Here is an 18507-nt window from a genome sequence, read left to right as displayed (position 1 = left end):
TCCTCTAGCGGTAGATCGATGGCGGACGGCCGCGCAGCGCCCGCGCGGCCCCGGGGCCCAGGGCGTCGACGACGGGCTGCCAGCCCTGGGCGTAGGGCGGCATGGCCTCGGGGGCGAAGGTGGTGTGCGGCCAGTCGGAGCCCCAGACCATGCGCTCACCGAACCACGCGGCCAGGCGGCGGATGCGCGGCACCAGGCCGGCGTAGGGCGCCTGCGCACCCAGCCGGTACCAGCCCGAGAGCTTGAGCCAGGCGCCGCCGGCGGCCAGCGCCTCGGCGGCCCGCCAGGCCGGGTGGTCGTCGGGCACGGCCAGGCCGAAGCCGGCCAGGTGGTCGAGCACGCAGGTGACGCCGCTGTCGCGGTGCAGCGCGGCGATGGCGGGCAGCTGCGCGGCGTCGGTGTACCACTGCAAGTGCCAGCCCCGCGGCCGCAGCCGTGGCGCCAGCGCGTCGAAGCGCCGCGCCGGATCGGCCCCGTCGCCCACCGGCGAGACCCGGTTCAACCGCACGCCGCGAACCCCGGCGGCGTGCATGGCGTCGAGTTCGGCGTCGGTGACGGTGTCGTCCACCACCACCACGCCGCGGTGGCGGCCGGGCTCGGTGGCCAGGGCGTCGAGCAGCAGCGTGTTGTCGCTGCCGTAGACGCTGGGCTGCACCAGCACGAGGTGGCGCACACCGTGGGCCTCGGCCGTGGCCTCGATCTGCGCCAGCGGCCGGTCGACCGGCCGGTAGTGCCCGTCCCGCACCGGTGCCGACGCCGCGAAGACGTGCACATGGCAGTCCCAGCCGGCGGGCGCCGGTTCAGTCACGGCTGATCCCCCGTTCCTTGACCACGCGCGCCCACAGCGCCTGCTGGGCGCCGATGAACTGCGCGGGATGGCCGGTGAAGACGTCGCCGCCGAGCGCCCGCACGCGGCCCAGCACCTCGGGGTCCGCCATCGTGCGGGCCACCGCCGACTGCAGCCTGTCGCGCACCGCCGGCGCAAGGCCGGCGGGCGCGAGGACCGGGTTCCACTCCAGCACCTCGTGGCCGGCCACACCGGCCTGCGCCATCGTCGGCACGTCGGGCAGCGCCCGGCAGCGCACCGCCGCGGTGACGGCCAGCGGCCGCAGCCGACCGGCCTGGATCTGGCCCAGGCTGGACGCCACGTTGGCGAAGAACAGCGGCACCTGGCCGCCCATCACGTCGTTCATGGCCGGGCCGCCGCCGCGATAGGGCACGTGCGAGAGCTCCACCTTGGCCAGCTGCTCGAACAGCGCGCCGGCCAAGTGCTGCGCCGAGCCGTTGCCGGACGAGGCGTACATGACGCCCTTCGGCCTGGCGCGGGCCAGCTTCACCACGTCGGCCACGGTCTTCGCCTCGAAGCCGGGGGGTGCACACCAGCACGTTGGGGAACAGCGCCAGCACCGCGATCGGCACGAAGGCCTTGTCGCTGTCGTACGGCAGCTTGGGGAACAGCGCCGGGTTGACCGCGAAGGACGAGGCGTCCAGCAGCAGCGTGGTGCCGTCCGGCGCGGCGCGGGCGACCTGCTGCGCGGCGATGGTGCCGCTGCCGCCGGGCTTGTTGTCGACGACCACCGGCTGGCCCAGGGCCTCGGCCAGCTTCGGGCCGATGAGGCGCGCCATGGCGTCGGCACCGCCGCCGGCCGGGTAGGACACCACCAGCGTGATCGGCTTGCCGCCGCCGATGTCGGCCGCGGCACGGACCGGCAGGGCTAGCGCGGCGGCGGACGACGCGGAAGCGGCGAGGAACTGTCTTCGGGTCGTGGGCATGGACGGCATGGAGCGGCCTCCTCAGGTGATCGTGACGGCGTAATGGAAGGCGAAGGCATCGGCGCGCGTGGTGCGCAGCTCGACACAGCGGCCGGTCAGGTCGTAGGCCTGGCGGGTCACCGTCACGCCGGGGTGGCCGGGCGGCAGGTCGAGGTGGCGCGCCTGGGCGGCGGTGAGGGTGGCGAAGCCGATCTCGTCGGTGGCGCGGGTGACCGCGACGCCGCAGCGCTCGGCGAACGCCGGGTAGAGCAGGTCGCCCCAGTCGGCCAATGGCCAATCGAGCAGCGGCGCGAACAGCGGCAGCGGCAGCCAGATGTCTTCGAGCAGGCGGGGCTGCGCCTGCAGGGAGCGCAGCCGGTGCAGGCGAAGGACCGGGTCGCCGACCGCGACGCCGAGACGCCGCGCCACCTCGGCCGAGGCGACCACCGGCTGGCGGGAGAGCACGCGCGACCGCGGCACCTCCCCGTCGCCGCTGCCGAAGCGGAAGAAGCGCAGCATCGTCGCGCCGGCCAGGCCGCCCCGCACGAAGGTGCCCTTGCCGTGGCGGCGCTCGATCAGGCCCTGCTCGGCCAGCAGTTCGAGCGCCCGGCGCAGCGTGCCCAGCGCCACGCCGTGTTCGGCGGCGAGCCGGGTCTCGGCGGGCAGCGGGGTGCCCGCCGGCCATTCACCGGCCATGACGCGATGCCGCAGCGCCGCGGCCAGCGCGGCGTAGCGGCTCTGCCCGGGCTCGGGCTGCACGAGGGTGAGGCGGTTCGGGGCCATCCCCTCATGCTACTGGTCCTCTATAGGACTAGAGCTACGTAGTAACGCCGACGCGGGTGGTCGGACTGCGGCGGCCGCGGGCCGGGGCGGCCGGGCTCAGGATCGGCGGGACGGGCCCTGCGCGGCCGGATGGTGCGGGTCCAGTTCGTCCGGCACCGTCACCGTCGGCGTCGCCGGCATGGCGCCGCGGCCGGCCAGCGCGGTGCGCAGCTGGTAGACGTAGGCCAGCACCTGGGCCACGGCGCTGAACAGCGCGGCGGGGATTTCGCCATCGAGCTCGGCATGGGCGTAGAGGGCCCGGGCCAGCGGCGGGGCGTCGAGCACCGGCACCTTCGATTCCTTGGCCAGGTCGCGGATGCGCAGCGCCAGCAGGTCGGCGCCCTTGGCCACCACCCGCGGCGCGGCCATCGTGGCCTCGTCGTACTTCAACGCCACCGCGTAGTGGGTCGGGTTCATCACCACCAGGTCGGCGGTGGGCACGGCGGCCATCATCCGGCGGCGCACCACCTCGCGCATGCGGGCCTTGATCTTGGCCTTGACCTCGACGTTGCCCTCGGCGTCCTTCATCTCCTGCTTGACCTCCTGCACGCTCATGCGCAGGCGGCGCGCCAGCAGCTGGCGCTGCAGCGGCACGTCGACGGCGGCGAACAGCGCCATCGCCAGCAGCAGCAGCACCAGGCCCGACTGCAGCGAGGACAGCGCGTGCACGAAGGCCTGCGGCAGCGGCAGGGCGAGCGCGGCGGCGAAGTCGGCCAGGTGGCTCTTCAGCCACAGCGCGCCGATGGTGGCGAGCACGGTGGTCAGCAGCACCGCCTTCAGCGTCTCGGTCAGCTGGTGGGCGGAGAACAGGCGCTGCACGCCCGACAGCGGGTTGAGCTTGCCGAAGTTGGGCGCCAGCGGCTTGAGCGTGAAGTTCCAGCCGCCGGTGACCACCGCCGCCAGCACGGCGACCGCCGCCATCAGCGCGCCGATCGGCAGCACCACCAGCGCCATGCGGCCCAGCAGCGGCGGCAGCCGCTCGGTCATCGCCTGCGGGCTCTGCAGCACCTGCAGGTCGAAGCGCAGCCCGGCGGCCACCAGGTCCAGCAGCCAGCCGCCCAGCGGCGCCGCCGCGGCCACCAGCAGCGCCCCGCAGGCGGCCACCGCCGCGAAGTTGCCCAGTTCCCGCGACCGCGCGACCTGCCCCTCCTCCCGCGCCTTGCGCAGGCGCTTCTCGGTGGGCGGCAACCGCTTGTCGGCGTCGGACATGCACCGATCATCCGATCAGCGCGTCGTACGGCAAACGCAGAAAAGCCGGCCCACGGCCGGCTTCTCAACAACTGACTGGAGCCCCCGCTTGGGGGGCTCGGGGGAGCGAAACGTTCAGCCAGGCTGGCTTGCGCTTCTTCAGAAGCCCAAGCTGGCCAGGAGGTCATCGACCTCGCCCTGGTTCTGCACGACGTCCGTGCGCCCTTCCGGGTTCACCACCGGCCCGTTCAGCAGGGTGGACTCGACCTTCTGCGCCTGCTCGGGCGGGGCGGCCTGCACCAGCAGCTTGACCAGGCTGTCCTCCAGGTCGGTCGCCAGCGCGACGACCTTGGCCACCACCTGGCCGGTGAGGTCGTGGAAGTCCTGCGCCATCATGATGTCGGTCAGGTGCTGGTCGATGCGCGCGGTGGCGGCCTCGACGTCGCTGACGAAGTTCATCACCGCGCCGGAGGCCACGGCCTTGACCGGGTCCGAGGTGATGGCCTGCGCGATGCGCCGGGTCTCGTCGGCGATGTGCTGGTGGTCCGACTTGGCGCGGTCCACCGAGTTGAGCACCTTGTCGGCGGCGTCGCCGGTCTTCTTGGCGATGTAGGACAGGCGGCTGCGCGCGTCCGGCAGGCCGTCGGCGGCCTGCTGCAGCTTGGGCATCACGCCCAGCTGCTGCAGCGTGTCGTGCAGCTGGCGGGTGATGTGACCCAGCTGCTGGAAGATTTCGGGCGAGGCCTGCGCGGCCATTTGCGGTGCCAGGGTGGCGAGGTCGTCCATTTTCATTTTCCGGCGCTCCAGGGCGGGGGTGGTGGGCCTCGGCCCTGTCAGGCGGGAGTCGCCAGCTTCTGCAGGATCTTCTGCACCTTCTCTTCGAGGGTCGCCTTGGTGAACGGCTTGACGATGTAGCCCGCCGCGCCGGTCTGCGCCGCCAGCACGATGTCCTCCTTGCGCGCCTCGGCCGTGACCATCAGCACCGGGATGTGCTTCAGGCTGTCGTCGGCCTTGATGGCCTTGAGCAGGTCGAAGCCGTTCATGTTCGGCATGTTGATGTCGCTGACGACGAAGTCGAACTTCTGGCTGCGCAACAGGTTCAGCGCGATGGCGCCGTCCTCGGCCTCGTCGGCGTTGTTGCAGCCCATCTCCTTGAGCAGGCCGCGCACGATGCGCCGCATGGTGGAGAAGTCGTCGACGATCAGGAACTTCAGGTCGGTGGGGTTCATGGCAAGGCGGTCCGGTGGGGGACGGGGCAGGCAGGCAGCGGATGCGTGGGTTGTCTATCGTCAGCGCGGCGGCGGACTTGAGGGTGCCGCGGGCTCGGCCGGCGCGGCGCCGGTCAGCGCCTCGGCAATCTCTGGCGCGGTGCGGAAGAAGCGGTCCTCGGCGTCGCGGTTCATCACGATGATGGAGATGCGGCGGTTGGTGGCGGCGTTGGGATCGTCCTTGACCAGCGGGCTGGACGCGGCCAGGCCCTGCACCCGCAGCACCCGGTCCTCCGGCAGGCCGCCGGCGATGAGCTCGCGGCGCGAGGCGTTGGCCCGGTCGGACGACAGCTCCCAGTTGCTGTAGCCGCGCTCGCCGGCGCTGAAGGGCTGGGCGTCGGTGTGGCCCTCCAGCGTCAGCCGGTTCGGCACCTCGACCAGCACGCCGCCGATCTCGCGCAGCAGCTCGCGCATGGTGGGTTGCACCACCGCGCTGCCGCTGGCGAACATCGGCCGGTTCTGTTCGTCGACGATCTGGATGCGCAGGCCGTCGCGGGTCATGTCCAGGCGGAGCTGGGACATCATGGAACTGAGTCGGGCCGAGGCGCGCAACCGCTCCTCGACCTTGCGCTTCAGGTCCTCCAGGCGGGCGACCTCGGCACGGGTCTGCTCGGCCTTGAGCGCCTGCAGGTTGATGGTCGACTTGGTCGCCGAGACCTCGCCGCGCTTGACCTGGCCGCTGGTGCGGGTGAAGTCCTGGCCGCCGCCCTTGATGACGTGCGAGGCGTCGCCGGAGCCGGAGCCGCCGCCCATCAGCGACACCTTCAGCGGCGACTGGAAGTAGTCGGCGATGCCCTTCTTGTCGCCGTCGGTGGTGCTGCCCAGCAGCCACATCAGCAGGAAGAAGGCCATCATCGCGGTCACGAAGTCGGCGTACGCGATCTTCCAGGCGCCGCCATGGTGGCCGTGGCCGCCCTTCTTGATGCGCTTGACGATGATGGGCTGGAGCTTTTTCGCGTCACCCGCCATGTGACGCTCCCATGCTCACGGGTGCGTTCGCTGCCCGCCGAGGGGGCTGGCTGACGTCGGGAGCGGCCCGGCGCTCAGCCATCACTTCTTCCCTTTGACGTGGCCCTCGAGCTCCGAGAAGCTCGGGCGCTCGGTGGAGTACAGCACCTTGCGGCCGAACTCGATGGCCACCTGGGGGGCGTAGCCCTGCATCGAAGCCAGCAGCGTGGTCTTGATGCACTGCAGTTCCTTGGTGCCCTCGTCGATCTTCTGCTCGAGCAGGCCGGCCAGCGGCTCGAAGATGCCGTAGGCCAGCAGGATGCCGAGGAAGGTGCCGACCAGCGCCGAGCCGATCATGCCGCCCAGCACCGCCGGCGGCTGGCCCACCGAGCCCATGGTGTTCACCACCCCCAGCACCGCGGCCACGATGCCGAAGGCGGGCAGGCCGCCGGCCAGGCGCTGGATGGCGGCCGCCGGCGCGTGCGCCTCGTGGTGGTGGGTGTCGATCTCGCTGTCCATCAGCGACTCGATCTCGTGCGCGTTCAGGTTGCCCGAGACCATCATGCGCAGGTAGTCGGTGACGAACTCGACGACGTGGTGGTCGCTGCCCACCGTCGGGTACTTCTGGAACAGCGGCGACTTGTCCGGCTCCTCGACGTCCTTCTCGATCGACATCAGGCCTTCCTTGCGGGCCTTCTGCAGGATGTCGTAGAGCAGCGCCATCAGCTCCATGTAGCGCGCCTTGGTGTACTTGCTGCCCTTGAAGCACGCGGCGAAGCCGCCCAGCGTGGCCTTGAGCACCCGCGGCTGGTTGTTGGCGATGAAGGCGCCGATGGCCGCGCCCATGATGGTGATCATCTCGAAGGGCAACGCCTTCATCACCACGCCGATGTTGCCGCCGTGGACGATGAACACGCCGAAGATGCAGCCGAGGGCGACGACCCAACCGATGATGACGAACATGGTGTGGAGACAGGTGACCGTTCGCGCCCTGAAAGGCGCTTTGCCAGCCATATCGGCCGGGGCGGCGGGTCACTTGAGTGTGGTCGGGGGGCGCGCGGCCGGGTGCTGCGGACAAGGGGGCGAAGCGCCGGCCATCTCTGCGTTTGTGCGCACCGGCACCAAGAAAAAGGCCCTCCGCGAGGGAGGGCCCGGCAACGACACCGGATGGGCGCCGAGGAGGAGACACGCAACGAAACACGGGAGTGCTCGACGGGTTCTTCGTCCGCGCGAGCGCCGGCTTGAGGCCGGGGTTGAAACGGGTTGTTCAGTGCAGGCAGAGGGCGCCGGCGGCCTTGCCCTTGCCGGCGCGCGCCGGCGGGTTGCACAGGCCGCAGACGAAGTGCTTGGCGATCTCGTGCGGATGCGTCACGAAGTGGCCGCCGCACTTGGAGCACTTGGTCATCGTCAGCATGCCGTTGTCGACGAACTTGACCAGGCGCCAGGCGCGGGTCACCGACAGCAGCGGCTCCAGGCCCTGGGCGGTGGTCTGCTCCAGGTACAGCTGGTAGGCCTTGATGACGACGTCGATCTCGTCGAGCTCGGCCGTCTTGTTCAGGTACTCGTGCACGTTGAGGAACAGGCTGGCGTGGATGTTCGGCTGCCAGGTCATGAACCAGTCGGTGGAGAACGGCAGCTGGCCCTTGGACGGGCTCTTGCCCGCGACCTCCTTGTACAGGCGCAGCAGGCGCTCGTAGGACAGGTCGGTCTCCGACTCCAGCACCTGCAGGCGGGCGCCCAGCTTGATCAGCAGGACCGCGCGGTCGATCTGCTTGGCTTCGGTGAGGATGCTCTTGGTGCGGGCCATGGTCGTCTCCGGCAACGTGCGGTGTGGTGCTTCAGGCGGCTTCTTGATGGCGGCCGGCCATCAGGATCGACGCATGCAGGCGGCTCACCGCGTCGTTGGCGGCGCTCTTGCCGTGGTTGGTCAGCAGGCCCCAGACCAGGTCGTCGTCCATGCGGAAGCGGCACAGCAGGGTGTTGCCGGAGGCGATCTTCATCATCTGCGCCGGGGTCAGCGCGGCGATCATCTGCGCGGTGTCCTCGCTCACGCCCAGGCGGTACAGCGCCTGCTCGAGGTCCGACCGGATGAGGCTCTGCGCCAGCATCAGGTACGACAGGTTGGCTTCACGGATCTCGGCAAGGATTTGATCGGTGTTCATGCGGCGTCTCTCTTCGTGTCGGTTGGCGTGATCGGTTGTCGTCCTGCTGCTGCCCGGTGTTGTCGTGTGCATCAGCGTGGAATGGATTCTGAAGAGCCGATCAGGCCCGAAACATCGGAGCAGTTCCGTCGCTTGAGTCCAGGTTCTTCTGCCGGCCGTGTAGGAAAAAATCTGACACGGCTGTCTGCCAGGGTGGCCGCGGGGCCGGGCGGACCCGGCCTCAGGGCGGCGCCAGCCGGCCCACCACCCGCAGCCGGCCGCCGTCGGGCCTCACCACCACGCCCTCGGCCGAATCGGCGCCGGCGTCGGTCAGGGCGCTGAGGTTGACCTGGTGGCTCACCACCACCAGCGCACCGGGGCCGCGCCAGCCCAGCAGCAGCGCCCGCGCCTCGGCCACCTGCCGCTCGCGCCGCGCGGCGTCGGCGCCGAAGAAGGAGTCGAAGGCGGGCTCGGGCGTCACCGGGCCGACGTCCATCAGCCGCGCCGTCTCCTGCGCCCGGCACCAGCGCGAGGCCCACACCGCGCCGACGGCGACGCGCTGCTCGCGCAGCCGCCGCCCCAGCGTGCGCGCCTGGGCACGGCCGGTGTCGTCCAGGTTGCGCTGGGTGGCGCAGTCGTCGAGCCGGAAGCCGGGCGGGTCGCCGACGCCGGGCGCGCGGGCATGGCGCAGCAGCAGCACCGCGCCGTCGCGCAGCGCCGCCCAGGCCGCCGCCTCGCCCTGGGCCTGGGCCAACGCAGGGACCGCCGGCAGCCCCATGCAGCCGAGGCCGGCCAGCCACAGCGTGCGCCGCCTCACGCCGCCGGCGCCCGTGCCAGCGCGGCGAGCAGCGCCGCCAGGACCACCGGCTTGACCAGGTGGGCGACGAAGCCGGCGGCCGCGGTGGCCGCCCGGTCCTCGGCGCTGCCGAAGGCCGACAGCACCAGGGCGGGCGGCCGCTCCCGGCCCGGGTGTTCCTGCAGGGCACGCAGCAGCTCGAAGCCGGTACGGCCGGCGTCCAGCTGCAGGTCGGTCAGCAGCAGGTCGAAGCCGCCGGCGCGCACGGCGGGCAGCGCCTCGTCGAAGCGGTGCAGCACCGTCAGCCCGCCGAGGCGCGGCACCAGCGCCTCGCGCAGCGGCTCGGCGATGTCGGGCTCGTCCTCGACGTAGAGCACGCGCAGCCGGCGCAGACGCGCCTCCTCGTCGGCGGACAGCGGGGGAGCCCCCGCAGACCCCGCCGGCGCATCCGTCGGCGCCGCCAGCGGCAGCGTGACGGTGAACCGGGCGCCGCGGCCGGGGCCCTCGCTCTCGGCCGTCACCTCGCCGCCCAGCTGCTGCACGATGCCGCGGGTGATGGCCAGGCCGAGGCCCAGCCCGCGGTCGCCCTCGCGCGGCCGGGTGGACTGGCGGAAGGGTTCGAACAGCGACGGCAGCTCGGCCCGTTCGATGCCGTGGCCCTGGTCCGCCACCGCCACCCGCAGCCGGGGCGACGCGGCGGCGGTGGCCGGCAGCACGGCGGCCGTGACCGTCACCGTCTGGCCCGGGCCGCTGGCCTGGACGGCGTTGCCCACCAGGTTCCACACCACCTGCTCGAAGCGGGTCGGGTCGGCCTGCAGCGGCGGCAGGTCGGGCGGCAGGTCCACCACCACCGGCACCTGGCGGCGTTCGGCCGTGGTGGCCAGCATGTCGACCGCGGTGCGGATGCGCTGCGCCGGCTCCACCGGCTGCAGCTCCATGGACAGCTTGCCGCTCAGGATGCGTGAGACGTCGAGCAGATCGTCGATCAGCCGCGCCTGGGCGTGCACGTTGTGCAGCGCCCGCTGCACCGCGAGCTGCACCCGCTCCGGCGGCAGGCCGCCGCGTTCGAGGATCTGCAGCCAGCCCATCATCCCCTGCAGCGGCGTGCGCAGCTCGTGCGACACCTTGGCCAGGAACTGGTCCTTCAGCCGGTTGGCGCGCTCGGCCTCGGCACGGGCGGCCTCGGCCTCGGCGGTGGCGGCCTGCAGGTCGCGGGTGCGCGCCTCCACCCGCTCGGCGAGGGCGCCGCGCTCCTCGCGCAGCGCCTGCTCCACCGCCTGTCGGGCGACGATCTCGGCTTCCAGGGCGGCCTTGGCCTGCTGCAGCTGCGCGGTGGTGGGGATGGCGAGCAGCTTGGGCACCAGCATCACCAGCGCGGCGGCGGTGAACACCGACGCGCCGGCGGTGACCACCTTCACCCCGCCGGCCAGCCAGTAGTCCGGGTTCCACACCGTCCACACGTCCACCCAGTGCGTCATGCCGCAGCTGACGATGAAGACCGCGAACAGCACGAAGATCCAGTGGAACGGCAGGTCGCGGCGCCGGCGCACGAAGTACAGCAGCGTGACCGGGATGGAGACGTAGGCCAGGCCGATGAGCAGGTCGCTCACCACATGGGTCCACAGCAGCCCCGGCACCCAGGTGAAACAGTAGCCGTGCGGCAGGAGCAGGCCGGGCGCCATCTGGCGGCCGGCCCACCAGCTGGCCCCGATGAGGCCGGCGCACAGCAGCAGGGCGGTGATGCTGCCGGCGTTGGTTCGGTCGATTTTCAAGCGCAAGCCTCCGGTCCCGAGCGTTCCCCTGTGGCGCCATTGTGGCCACGCGGAGCCGGCGGCGGCGCCGTCACCCCCATCGTTCTCAGGGCAGGAACGCAGGGGTCAGCAGGCGCAGCCCCATCGACACCCAACGGTCGCGGCGATCGCTGCCGCCCCAGCGATCGCCCAGGGTGGCGTCGACCTGCACCCGGTCGGGCACCAGCCAGATGCGCAGGCCGAGGTGCCACAGCGGCTTGCCGACCGCGGTCTTGAAGCTCTCGGCGACCAGGGTGAGGCGCGGGTGGAGCACCGTCTCGCTGCCCAGGCCGCCCGTCAGGCGGGTGCCACCGTGGTGGCCGCGGGCGTGCAGCAGGCCGACGTTGGCATGCAGCACGACGCGGTCGCCGCCGAACGCCACGCTGGCGGGCAGGTTGAGCGCCAGGTCGCCGGGCGGGCCGCCGCCGGTGGGCCGGTGCTGCACGTTGCCCAGCATCACGGCCAGGCCCCAGCCGTCGGCGGTCAGCGGCCGCAGCACCGTCTTGGCCTGGACCACCACGTCGGTCTGCGAGGGCTCGCCGTCGCTGCGCAGGCGGCCGGCGCCGACGGTCAGTTCCAGGTTGTCGGCCACGGTGCAGGCCGGCAGCGCCCAGACCTCGTGGCCGTCGTCGTTGCGGCGGCCCCAGGTCTCCAGCTGGCAGGCCTTCGGGTCCACGATGCGGGCATCGTCCACGATCATCGGCCGCGCCGCCTGGGCCGCACCGGGACCGAGGCCGCTGCACAGCCACAGCGCGGCCCATGCCAGGCGAAGGGCGGTGCGGTGGCTGGCGGCGGGGCGGGGCATCGGCGTGTCTCGGCAAGCAAGGTGCCGGCGGGTCCGGCGGGCGGGCGAGCCTACCTCCGCCGCACGAAGCCTCCATGACACGACCGGATTGGCCGGCCGCGACCCCGCTAATCCGGGCATCGCCGACCGCGCCGCCTGCCAGAGTGCCGGCATGATCCCGAAGACCCTGCACTTCATCTGGGTCGGCGACGAAAGCAAGCGTCCCGACAACTGCATCGCCACCTGGGTGAAGCACCACCCGGACTGGACCATCAAGGTCTGGGGCAACGACGACCTGGCCGAGGCCGGGTGGGTCAACGCCGCGCACATGCGGCAGATGGCCGGCCGCGAGCTCAACGGCGTGGCCGACATGATGCGCTGGGAGATCCTCTACAACGAAGGCGGCATCGTGCTCGACGCCGACAGCGTCTGCGTGCGGCCGCTGCCCGAGTGGATGCTCGAGACCGAGGCCTTCGCCTGCTGGGAGAACGAACTCGCCCGGCCGCGGCTGATCGCCGCCGGCTACTTCGGCTCCATCCCCGAGAACCCCTTCGTCGGCCAGCTCATCCTGGACATCCAGGCCAAGCCGACGGTGGTCCACGACATGGCCTGGAAGACGGTCGGCCCGCTGCTGCTGACCGAGGCGTACCACAAGTACAAGTACGCCAACCTGACCATCCTGCCCAGCCACTTCTTCATCCCGGAGCACTTCACCGGCCAGCGCTACGACGGCCCCGGCCCGGTGTACGCCCACCAGGAATGGGGCAGCACCAAGCGCAGCTACGACACGCTCCATTTGAAGGACGTGGCCGATGCGGAGCGGGACGAGCGCCGGGCCGCTCCCAAGCCGGCCCACATTCCCACGGGGGATCGGGCGACGTACTCGGCGCACGAGGGGCAGACAGCATGAGCGCGCTGCCCGTGAACGCCGGCTCGCGGCTGGCGGCGCGCCATGCGCCCTACTTCGTGCAGACCGTCGACGTCGGCCGCGAACTGCAGGGCCGCCCGCGGCTGGACGTCTTCGCGCAGATGTGCGCCGGCCAGCGGGTGCTGCACGTCGGCTGCGTCGACTGGCCGATCACCAACCTGCAGCACAGCCTGCACCTGCAGCTGCAGCCGCACTGCGCCAGCCTGGACGGCTTCGACATCCACACCGAGGCCTTCGCCCAGATGCAGCCCCACCTGACGGGACGGCTGTACAGCGACTGGTCGCAGGTGACCGGCACCTACGACATCGTGCTGGTGCCCGAGGTGCTGGAGCACGTGCCCGACGTGCAGGGGTTCCTGCAGCAGCTCGACCGGCTGGACGCTCGGCACTACGTCATCACCGTGCCCGACGCCTTCTCCTGCTTCCACGGCCACTTCGAGGCGCTGCCCGAGCAGGAGCAGTTCGTCGAGGTGGTGCACCCGGACCACAACTGCTGGTACACGCCCTACACCTTCGCCAACGTGGTGCGCAAGTACACGCCGTGGACGCTGAAGGGCCTGTGGTTCTTCAACCGGATCTCGCTGCTGGCCATCGCCAGCAAATCGGCCAGCAAATCGGCGGGCGAACCGGCCAGCGACCCGGCCTGAAGGCCCCGGCCGTGATGTCGTCGACGGCGCCCTGCCCGCCTCCCGAGGCACCCGACCGCCGCGCCGCCGGCCCGCGCGCGGACGCCTCGCGCGAGCGGCGGCTGGCGCTGTGCGGCCTGACCGCGGCCACGCTGCTGCTGGCGGCCTGCGGCGGCGGCGACGGCGGCACCGATGCGACGGCCACGCCCTCCGCGGCGGCACCGCCGCCGGCGGCCTCCTCGCCGTCCTCGGCGGCATCGTCGCCCTCACCGGCCGCGTCCGCGCCATCGCCGGCGGCCTCCGCGCCGTCGCCGGCCGCGTCGTCGCCCTCCCCGGCGGCCTCCGCACCGTCGCCGGCGGCTTCGGCACCCTCGCCGCCGCCGCCACCACCCCCGCCACCGTCCGCCCCGGCGCCGGCACCGGCGCCGGCGTCCAACTTCACCGGTTCCTTCGCCGGCTTCCCGCTCAACGGCAGCGCGGACGCCTGGAACCGGCTGGTGTCGGTGGACGTGACCACGGGCAACACCACCGTCGGCGGCATCGCCTACCGCTATGCCTACCCGCTGACCGGCGGCAACGGCTGCGCCGTCTCCGGCGGCAGCGGTGCCACCGCACTCTTCGCCTGCTCGGAACTGGCGTTGGGCGAACTGGTGCAGCTGTGCGGCAGCGCCAGCGACACCAACGCCCGCCTGGCGATGCTGCGCATCGGCGGCGGCGTGCTGAACAGCGCCACCCTGACCCACCTGCTGGCGGCCGCGGCCGGCGGCAGCGTGCAATGGAACGGTCTGGCCTGCGACGGCACCGCCGCCACCGGCGAACGCTTCGTGCTGCGGCCCGACGGCAGCGCCGACTGGACGCTTGGCGGCGTCCTCAGGACGCTCAGCGCGGCCGAGGTGACCGCCCTGTTCGACACCAACGGCCTGACCACCGCCGGCACCGACCGCCGGGCGCTGCGCGCCTACCGCCAGACGGTGTCCGGCGTGGACCGCTTCCACCTGCTGGGCTATGGGGCACCGCTGCCCGGCAGTTCGCTGAGCACCGTGTCGCCGCGGCTGTACCCGGCCCCTTGACCCCTCCTCCCCGACCGCTTCCCATGAAGACCGCCTGCGCCCTGATGGCCGTGTACAACGAGGCCGACGTGATCCGCGAATCGGTGACCAAGCTGATCGAGCAGGGCGTCGACGTCTACCTCGTCGACAACGCCTCCACCGACGGCACCGCCGATCGCGTGGCCGACCTGGTCGGCCACGGCGTGGTCGACATCGAGTGCGTGCGCTTCGAGGAGAACGGCCGCGAGGTCTACGACTGGACCGCGCTGCTGAAGCTGAAGGAGCGGCTGTCGCTGCGGCTGGGCTACGACTGGTACCTGCACGTCGACGCCGACGAGGTGCGTCATGCGCCCTGGCCCGGCGTGTCGCTGCGCGAGGGCCTGGACCGGGTCGATGCCGCCGGCTACAACCTGGTCAACTTCAAGCTCTTCAACTTCCGCCTCACCGCCGACACGGTGGTGGACCCGGCGGACTTCGAGGGCTCGATGACGCACTACTCCGGCACCGAGCGCTTCAACCAGCGCCAGGTCAAGGCCTGGAAGTCGCTGGGCGCGGTGGACATCGCCAGCCTCGGCGGCCACCACGTCCAGGTCCCCGGCGCCCGCGTCTACCCCACCCGCTTCATCCACAAGCACTACCCGGTGCGCAGCCTGGAACACGGCCGCCGCAAGATCCTGGCCGAGCGCAAGGCCCGCTTCTCGCACGCCGAGAAGGCCCGCGGCTGGCACGTGCAGTACGACAACCTGCAGGACGTGGCGGCCTCCGACGTGTTCTGGGACCCCGCGCAGCTCACCCGCTTCGACTTCGCCGCCGAGAGCCATGCCCTCTTCGTCGAATCCAGCGGCGTGCTGACCGAGGCGCTGAGCGAAGGCGGCACCCCCGCCGACGAGGCCGGCTTCGGCGCCACCTGGGTCCAGCGGCTGCTCGGCCAGGGCGTGCAGGACGAGCGCGCCCGCCAGCTGATCGGCGTGGCCGGCCGCATCGCGCAGCTGCTGACACAGCAGGACCTGCCGCCGATCGCCGCCAGCCCCGACGACGCCGTCGCCCTGCGCCGCATCGTCGCCTCGCTGGCGCGCAGCCGCTACCTGGTGGGCGATCCGCTGCTGTACGGCCGGCTGCCGCTGCTCCGGTTCTGCTGAGCCGACACGGGCGCCACCATGACGAAGGGGACCGCGAGGTCCCCTTCTTCGTTGGCCTTCGGCCTCAGGCCCTGCGCCTCACGCCCGCTTGCGGAACAGGAAGCAGCCGCAGGCGTAGCGCTGGCCGTCGGCGGCTTCGGGCGCGACGTGCTCGGTGAAGCGGCCGAAGTCGTCGACCAGCGAGAACTCGACCAGGTCGAGGTCGGCGAAGCGGCGCACGATGTCCGACGCGCGGAAGATGCGGTGGGCGTTGAAGACCACGCAGGGCTCGCCCACCGGCACGACGAAGTACAGCAGGCCGCCGGGGGCCAGCACGCGCTGCAGCGCGTCCATGGCCTTGTCCGCGCCGTGGAAGTCGATCGGGTCGCCGTAGCGGCCGAGGCCGATGTGCTCGACCACGTGCATGCAGGACAGGCTTTGCAGGCTGTCGTCGGGAATGTCGAGGGCCAGCAGGTTGGCATGGCCGCTGACCAGGTTGGACAGCGACACCTCGCAGGGCCGGTAGTCGAGGAAGCGCATCGGCTGGAACGCCGAGGCGATGGTGGTGAAGCGGTGGTCGCTGCCGATGTCGACGTGCTCGGCCACCGGGTTGGCCAGCAGACGGCGCGCGGCCCAGGCCGTGTGGTAGACGTAGTGGGCGTCGATGCCGGTGGTCTTGGTGGCGTCGTCCAGGCAGGGCCGCTGCTGCACCGTCCAGCCGGACGGCACGCCCTGGGCGAAGAAGGCCTGGAAGTCGACGCGGAACTGCTCGCGGTCCAGCGCATCGCGGTGCGCCGGCGCCGCGGCCGGGCGCTCCAGCGCCTCGTCCAGGCGCTTCCAGCGCGGCGGCAGCAGCTCGGCGGACGGCGTGTGCTGCAGCGACCAGGGCGCCGGGCAGATGACCTCGTCGCTGCCCGACAGCATCGCCCCCCACCAGGAGAAGCTGGAGTTGGAGATGACGTGGCGGCCGCACAGCGACATCAGGTGCAGGTCGGCCAGGTCGTCGCCGGAGCGCACCAGCGTGTGCGCGATGCCGGCGGCCTGCAGCAGGTGGGCACTGGCGTTGGGCTCGTCGGAGAAGACGAACACGTCGAGCGGGCCGTGGCGGGCGGCCAGCCAGCGCAGGGCGTCCAGGTAGTAGGCCTCGCTGCACAGGCCGTGGTGGCGGTAGTCGTGGCGGCGGATGTGCAGCGCGGTGGGCCGCTGCGCGGCGCGAAGGCGCGCGGCCCAGGGCTGCACCGCCGGCTCCACCGTGGCGGTGAGGTGGGCGCGCAGCGCGGCGACGCCGGCGGCGTCGACGAAGCGCCGGTCCTGCCAGTAGCCGTCGAGCACCAGGTGGCGGATGCCGGCCGGCAGGCCGTAGCGCTCGGGCAGCGGGCCGGTGGGCGGCAGCCTGAAGTCCTGTTCGCGCAGCAGGCGCAGGCCGGCCGTGTCGAGCGTGCCGATGTCCAGCACCTGCGCGTCGGGCGCCACCCGCTGCAGCACCGGCCCGCGGCCGTAGCCGTCGCGCTGGAAGCCCTGCAGGTCGAAGGCCACCGGGCTGCCGCTGACCCGGCCGAGCCAGCGCGCGAAGAAGAGCTGGAACAGCTGGTTGCCGATGCCGCCCTGCAGCCGCTGCACCAGCGTGGTGGCGGGGTCGGCGGTGGCGGCCGGGGCGTCGGGCAGGAGGGTGTCGTGCGGCATCGTCATGAGGGCTTGAAGCGTCAGGCGGCGGCCAGGCCGTAGGTCATCGCGTCGTAGTTGACGTCGCACTGCTCGATGTCCGAGAACGACGGCCGCTGGCGGCCGAAGGCCGGCGAGAAGATGTACCAGCGGTCGCGCCGCTGCAGCGCCTTCCAGGCCTGGTCGATGGCGAAGCGGGCGGTCACCGCGGCCCGCGGCTGCAGGCCGCGCAGCGACTCCAGGTGCGGGACGCAGTCGGCGAAGCAGGCCAGCACGGTGGCGGCGTAGCGGCGGCTCACCAGGTAGGCGGCGGCCGACTGGGCCTCCAGCAGCTTGGCCACGCCGGGGGCGCGCGGCGGCGGCGCCAGCACCGCGGTGCCCATCAGCAGCAGCGCGTCCCAGTCGATGCGTTCGGCGGCCAGGCCGTTGAAGGCTTCGACGAACTCGCCCCAGGGCCGCAGCAGCTCGAAGTCGTCCTCCAGCACCAGGCAGTAGGGCGCGTGGTCCTGCGACAGGAAGTGCGACAGCACCGCCAGGTGCGACTTGGCGCAGCCCAGCGCGCCGAAGTCGGCGTCGGCCACCGCCGGCCAGCGGCGGATGGCGGCCGGGTCCAGGCCCTTGGCCCGCGACGAGGCCTGCAGCGCCGACCAGCGGTCGGTGCGGTGGTCGAGGTTGATGGCGTAGATGCTGAGCACCGCGTCAGCCCCGCGCCGGTCCGCCGGCGACGAAGCGGTCGCGCAGCGTGGAGAAGGCCTGCAGGTAGTGGCCGAAGCCCTGCTGCCGGTAGGCCAGCTTGAGGGCGTCGCTCATCACCGCCTCCATCGGGTGCTCGCGCAGGCGCGACATCGACCAGCCCATGGTGAAGGGGTTGGCCGCGTGGCTCTTCCACCGCGGCTGCACGGTCAGCAGCAGCGAGGCCGCCCGCTCCTGCAGGAAGACCTTGCGCTGGGCGCTGCCCGGGTAGGTGGTCGGTTTCGTCAGCGCCTGGCGCAGCGGCGTGTCGGGGCCCTCGCAGACGGCGAACAGCGCCTCGTTGAGGGTGAGCCATTCGCGCCAGAACGCCGGGCGCGCGACGAAGTAGTTGGAGAACACCACCTGGCGCGAGTCCATCACCAGCTGGCGCAGCGGGGCTGTGCGGCCGATGTGGTCGAGGAAGGCGGAGTAGGCGTCGATCAGGCCGGGGTCGAAGGTCTCGCCCTGCTCGAAGACGTTGAGGAAGAAGGCGCCCATGTCGGGCTGCGGCGAGAACAGCACCACGTCGGCCTCGGCCGCCTGCACGGTGGCGCGCACGTCGGCGGCGGTGAGCAGCGTCTTGGCGCCGAACTTGGGCGAGAAGAAACCGTAGAAGGCCGCCTCGTCCAGCGGGTGGTTGAGCAGGAAGCGGCGCAGCGGCCAATACTCGTACCAGTCCGGCCGCGGGTTGGCCAGGTTGTCGAGCACCTCGTAGCCGGGCTCGATGGCGGCCAGCGTGGCGGGCGAGTAGGCGATCTGGTACAGGTGGACGGCAGGCGTGGGTCCCATGCCCCGATTGGGCCGCGACGGGCCCGGCGGCGATCGGCCGAACAGGGCGCGCTCCGCCCTGCAGATCCGCCGCCGCCGCACGGCGGACGGGCACGCCGGCACAGCCGCGGTGCC

At 72.2% G+C, this 18507-nt stretch carries 19 protein-coding genes and 1 pseudogene; 4 read left to right on the top strand and 16 right to left on the bottom strand.

What is annotated here, in order from left to right:
• Positions 1-4: 4 nt before the first annotated feature.
• From LRS07_RS06985 to LRS07_RS06925, 13 genes and pseudogenes are all read right to left on the bottom strand, one after another.
• Positions 5-808, bottom strand: a complete 804-nt coding sequence (locus LRS07_RS06985) for an amidohydrolase family protein (RefSeq protein WP_260501233.1) — start codon at positions 806-808, stop codon at positions 5-7.
• A pseudogene (locus LRS07_RS06980) lies at positions 801-1782 on the bottom strand (tripartite tricarboxylate transporter substrate binding protein). The gene LRS07_RS06985 and the pseudogene LRS07_RS06980 overlap by 8 nt, the downstream one beginning before the upstream one ends.
• A 12-nt stretch (positions 1783-1794) precedes the next feature.
• A complete protein-coding gene (locus tag LRS07_RS06975; RefSeq protein WP_260501232.1) occupies positions 1795-2535 on the bottom strand; it encodes a GntR family transcriptional regulator in 741 nt (246 codons plus the stop codon).
• A gap of 96 nt (positions 2536-2631) precedes the next feature.
• Complete coding sequence (flhB, locus tag LRS07_RS06970) at positions 2632-3783, bottom strand: flagellar biosynthesis protein FlhB (protein ID WP_260501231.1); 1152 nt, start codon at positions 3781-3783, stop codon at positions 2632-2634.
• A 138-nt stretch (positions 3784-3921) separates the two neighbouring features.
• Positions 3922-4554, bottom strand: a complete 633-nt coding sequence (locus tag LRS07_RS06965; RefSeq protein WP_260501230.1) for a protein phosphatase CheZ — start codon at positions 4552-4554, stop codon at positions 3922-3924.
• Positions 4555-4595: 41 nt separating this feature from the next.
• The gene (cheY, locus tag LRS07_RS06960) at positions 4596-4991 is read right to left on the bottom strand and encodes a chemotaxis response regulator CheY (RefSeq protein WP_260501229.1); all 396 of its coding nucleotides are present in this window, start codon (positions 4989-4991) and stop codon (positions 4596-4598) included.
• A gap of 60 nt (positions 4992-5051) precedes the next feature.
• Positions 5052-5999 (bottom strand): flagellar motor protein MotB, encoded by a 948-nt coding sequence (gene motB / locus LRS07_RS06955; RefSeq protein ID WP_260501228.1) that lies wholly within the window; start codon positions 5997-5999, stop codon positions 5052-5054.
• Between the two features lie 81 nt (positions 6000-6080).
• Positions 6081-6941: a flagellar motor stator protein MotA gene (motA, locus tag LRS07_RS06950; RefSeq protein ID WP_260501227.1), complete on the bottom strand. Its 861-nt coding sequence runs from the start codon at positions 6939-6941 to the stop codon at positions 6081-6083.
• Positions 6942-7245: 304 nt separating this feature from the next.
• Positions 7246-7785 carry a flagellar transcriptional regulator FlhC gene (gene flhC, locus LRS07_RS06945; RefSeq protein ID WP_260501226.1) on the bottom strand — a complete coding sequence of 180 codons (540 nt, stop codon included), beginning with the start codon at positions 7783-7785 and terminating at the stop codon, positions 7246-7248.
• Between the two features lie 31 nt (positions 7786-7816).
• Entirely contained in the window at positions 7817-8140 is a 324-nt protein-coding gene (gene flhD, locus LRS07_RS06940) for a flagellar transcriptional regulator FlhD (protein WP_260501225.1), read from the bottom strand.
• 220 nt (positions 8141-8360) lie between these two features.
• Positions 8361-8936, bottom strand: coding sequence for a histidine phosphatase family protein (locus LRS07_RS06935; protein ID WP_260501224.1), 576 nt, complete (start codon positions 8934-8936; stop codon positions 8361-8363).
• Complete coding sequence (locus tag LRS07_RS06930; protein ID WP_260501223.1) at positions 8933-10687, bottom strand: hybrid sensor histidine kinase/response regulator; 1755 nt, start codon at positions 10685-10687, stop codon at positions 8933-8935. The genes LRS07_RS06935 and LRS07_RS06930 overlap by 4 nt, the downstream gene beginning before the upstream one ends.
• 85 nt (positions 10688-10772) lie before the next feature.
• Positions 10773-11510, bottom strand: coding sequence for a PA4824 family protein (locus LRS07_RS06925; RefSeq protein WP_260501222.1), 738 nt, complete (start codon positions 11508-11510; stop codon positions 10773-10775).
• Between the two features lie 151 nt (positions 11511-11661).
• On the opposite strand from LRS07_RS06925, the gene LRS07_RS06920 reads away from it, so the two are divergent.
• From LRS07_RS06920 to LRS07_RS06905, 4 genes are read left to right on the top strand one after another with little or no spacing between them, the layout of a single operon-like run.
• Positions 11662-12399 (top strand): glycosyltransferase family 32 protein, encoded by a 738-nt coding sequence (locus LRS07_RS06920; RefSeq protein WP_260501221.1) that lies wholly within the window; start codon positions 11662-11664, stop codon positions 12397-12399.
• On the top strand, positions 12396-13064 hold the full coding sequence (locus tag LRS07_RS06915; protein ID WP_260501220.1) for a class I SAM-dependent methyltransferase: 669 nt from the start codon (positions 12396-12398) through the stop codon (positions 13062-13064). Before LRS07_RS06920 ends, LRS07_RS06915 begins: the two co-directional genes overlap by 4 nt.
• A 14-nt stretch (positions 13065-13078) precedes the next feature.
• On the top strand, positions 13079-14113 hold the full coding sequence (locus LRS07_RS06910) for a hypothetical protein (RefSeq protein ID WP_260501219.1): 1035 nt from the start codon (positions 13079-13081) through the stop codon (positions 14111-14113).
• A gap of 23 nt (positions 14114-14136) precedes the next feature.
• Positions 14137-15231 carry a glycosyltransferase family 2 protein gene (locus LRS07_RS06905; protein WP_260501218.1) on the top strand — a complete coding sequence of 365 codons (1095 nt, stop codon included), beginning with the start codon at positions 14137-14139 and terminating at the stop codon, positions 15229-15231.
• 78 nt (positions 15232-15309) lie between these two features.
• On the opposite strand, the gene LRS07_RS06900 is transcribed toward LRS07_RS06905, so the two are convergent.
• The 3 genes from LRS07_RS06900 to LRS07_RS06890 are packed head-to-tail and all read right to left on the bottom strand — an operon-like array spanning position 15310 to position 18393.
• Entirely contained in the window at positions 15310-16893 is a 1584-nt protein-coding gene (locus LRS07_RS06900) for a DUF268 domain-containing protein (protein ID WP_260501217.1), read from the bottom strand.
• 20 nt (positions 16894-16913) lie between these two features.
• Positions 16914-17567 carry a glycosyltransferase family protein gene (locus LRS07_RS06895; protein WP_260501216.1) on the bottom strand — a complete coding sequence of 218 codons (654 nt, stop codon included), beginning with the start codon at positions 17565-17567 and terminating at the stop codon, positions 16914-16916.
• Between the two features lie 4 nt (positions 17568-17571).
• The gene (locus tag LRS07_RS06890; RefSeq protein WP_260501215.1) at positions 17572-18393 is read right to left on the bottom strand and encodes a hypothetical protein; all 822 of its coding nucleotides are present in this window, start codon (positions 18391-18393) and stop codon (positions 17572-17574) included.
• Between the last annotated feature and the right edge of the window lie 114 nt (positions 18394-18507).

The sequence above is a fragment of the Aquabacterium sp. J223 genome, assembly GCF_024666615.1.
In the GTDB taxonomy this organism is placed as follows: Bacteria; Pseudomonadota; Gammaproteobacteria; order Burkholderiales; family Burkholderiaceae_C; genus J223.
The sequence above is the reverse complement of the archived record's forward strand: the minus strand, read 5'-3'. Positions and strand labels throughout refer to the sequence as shown.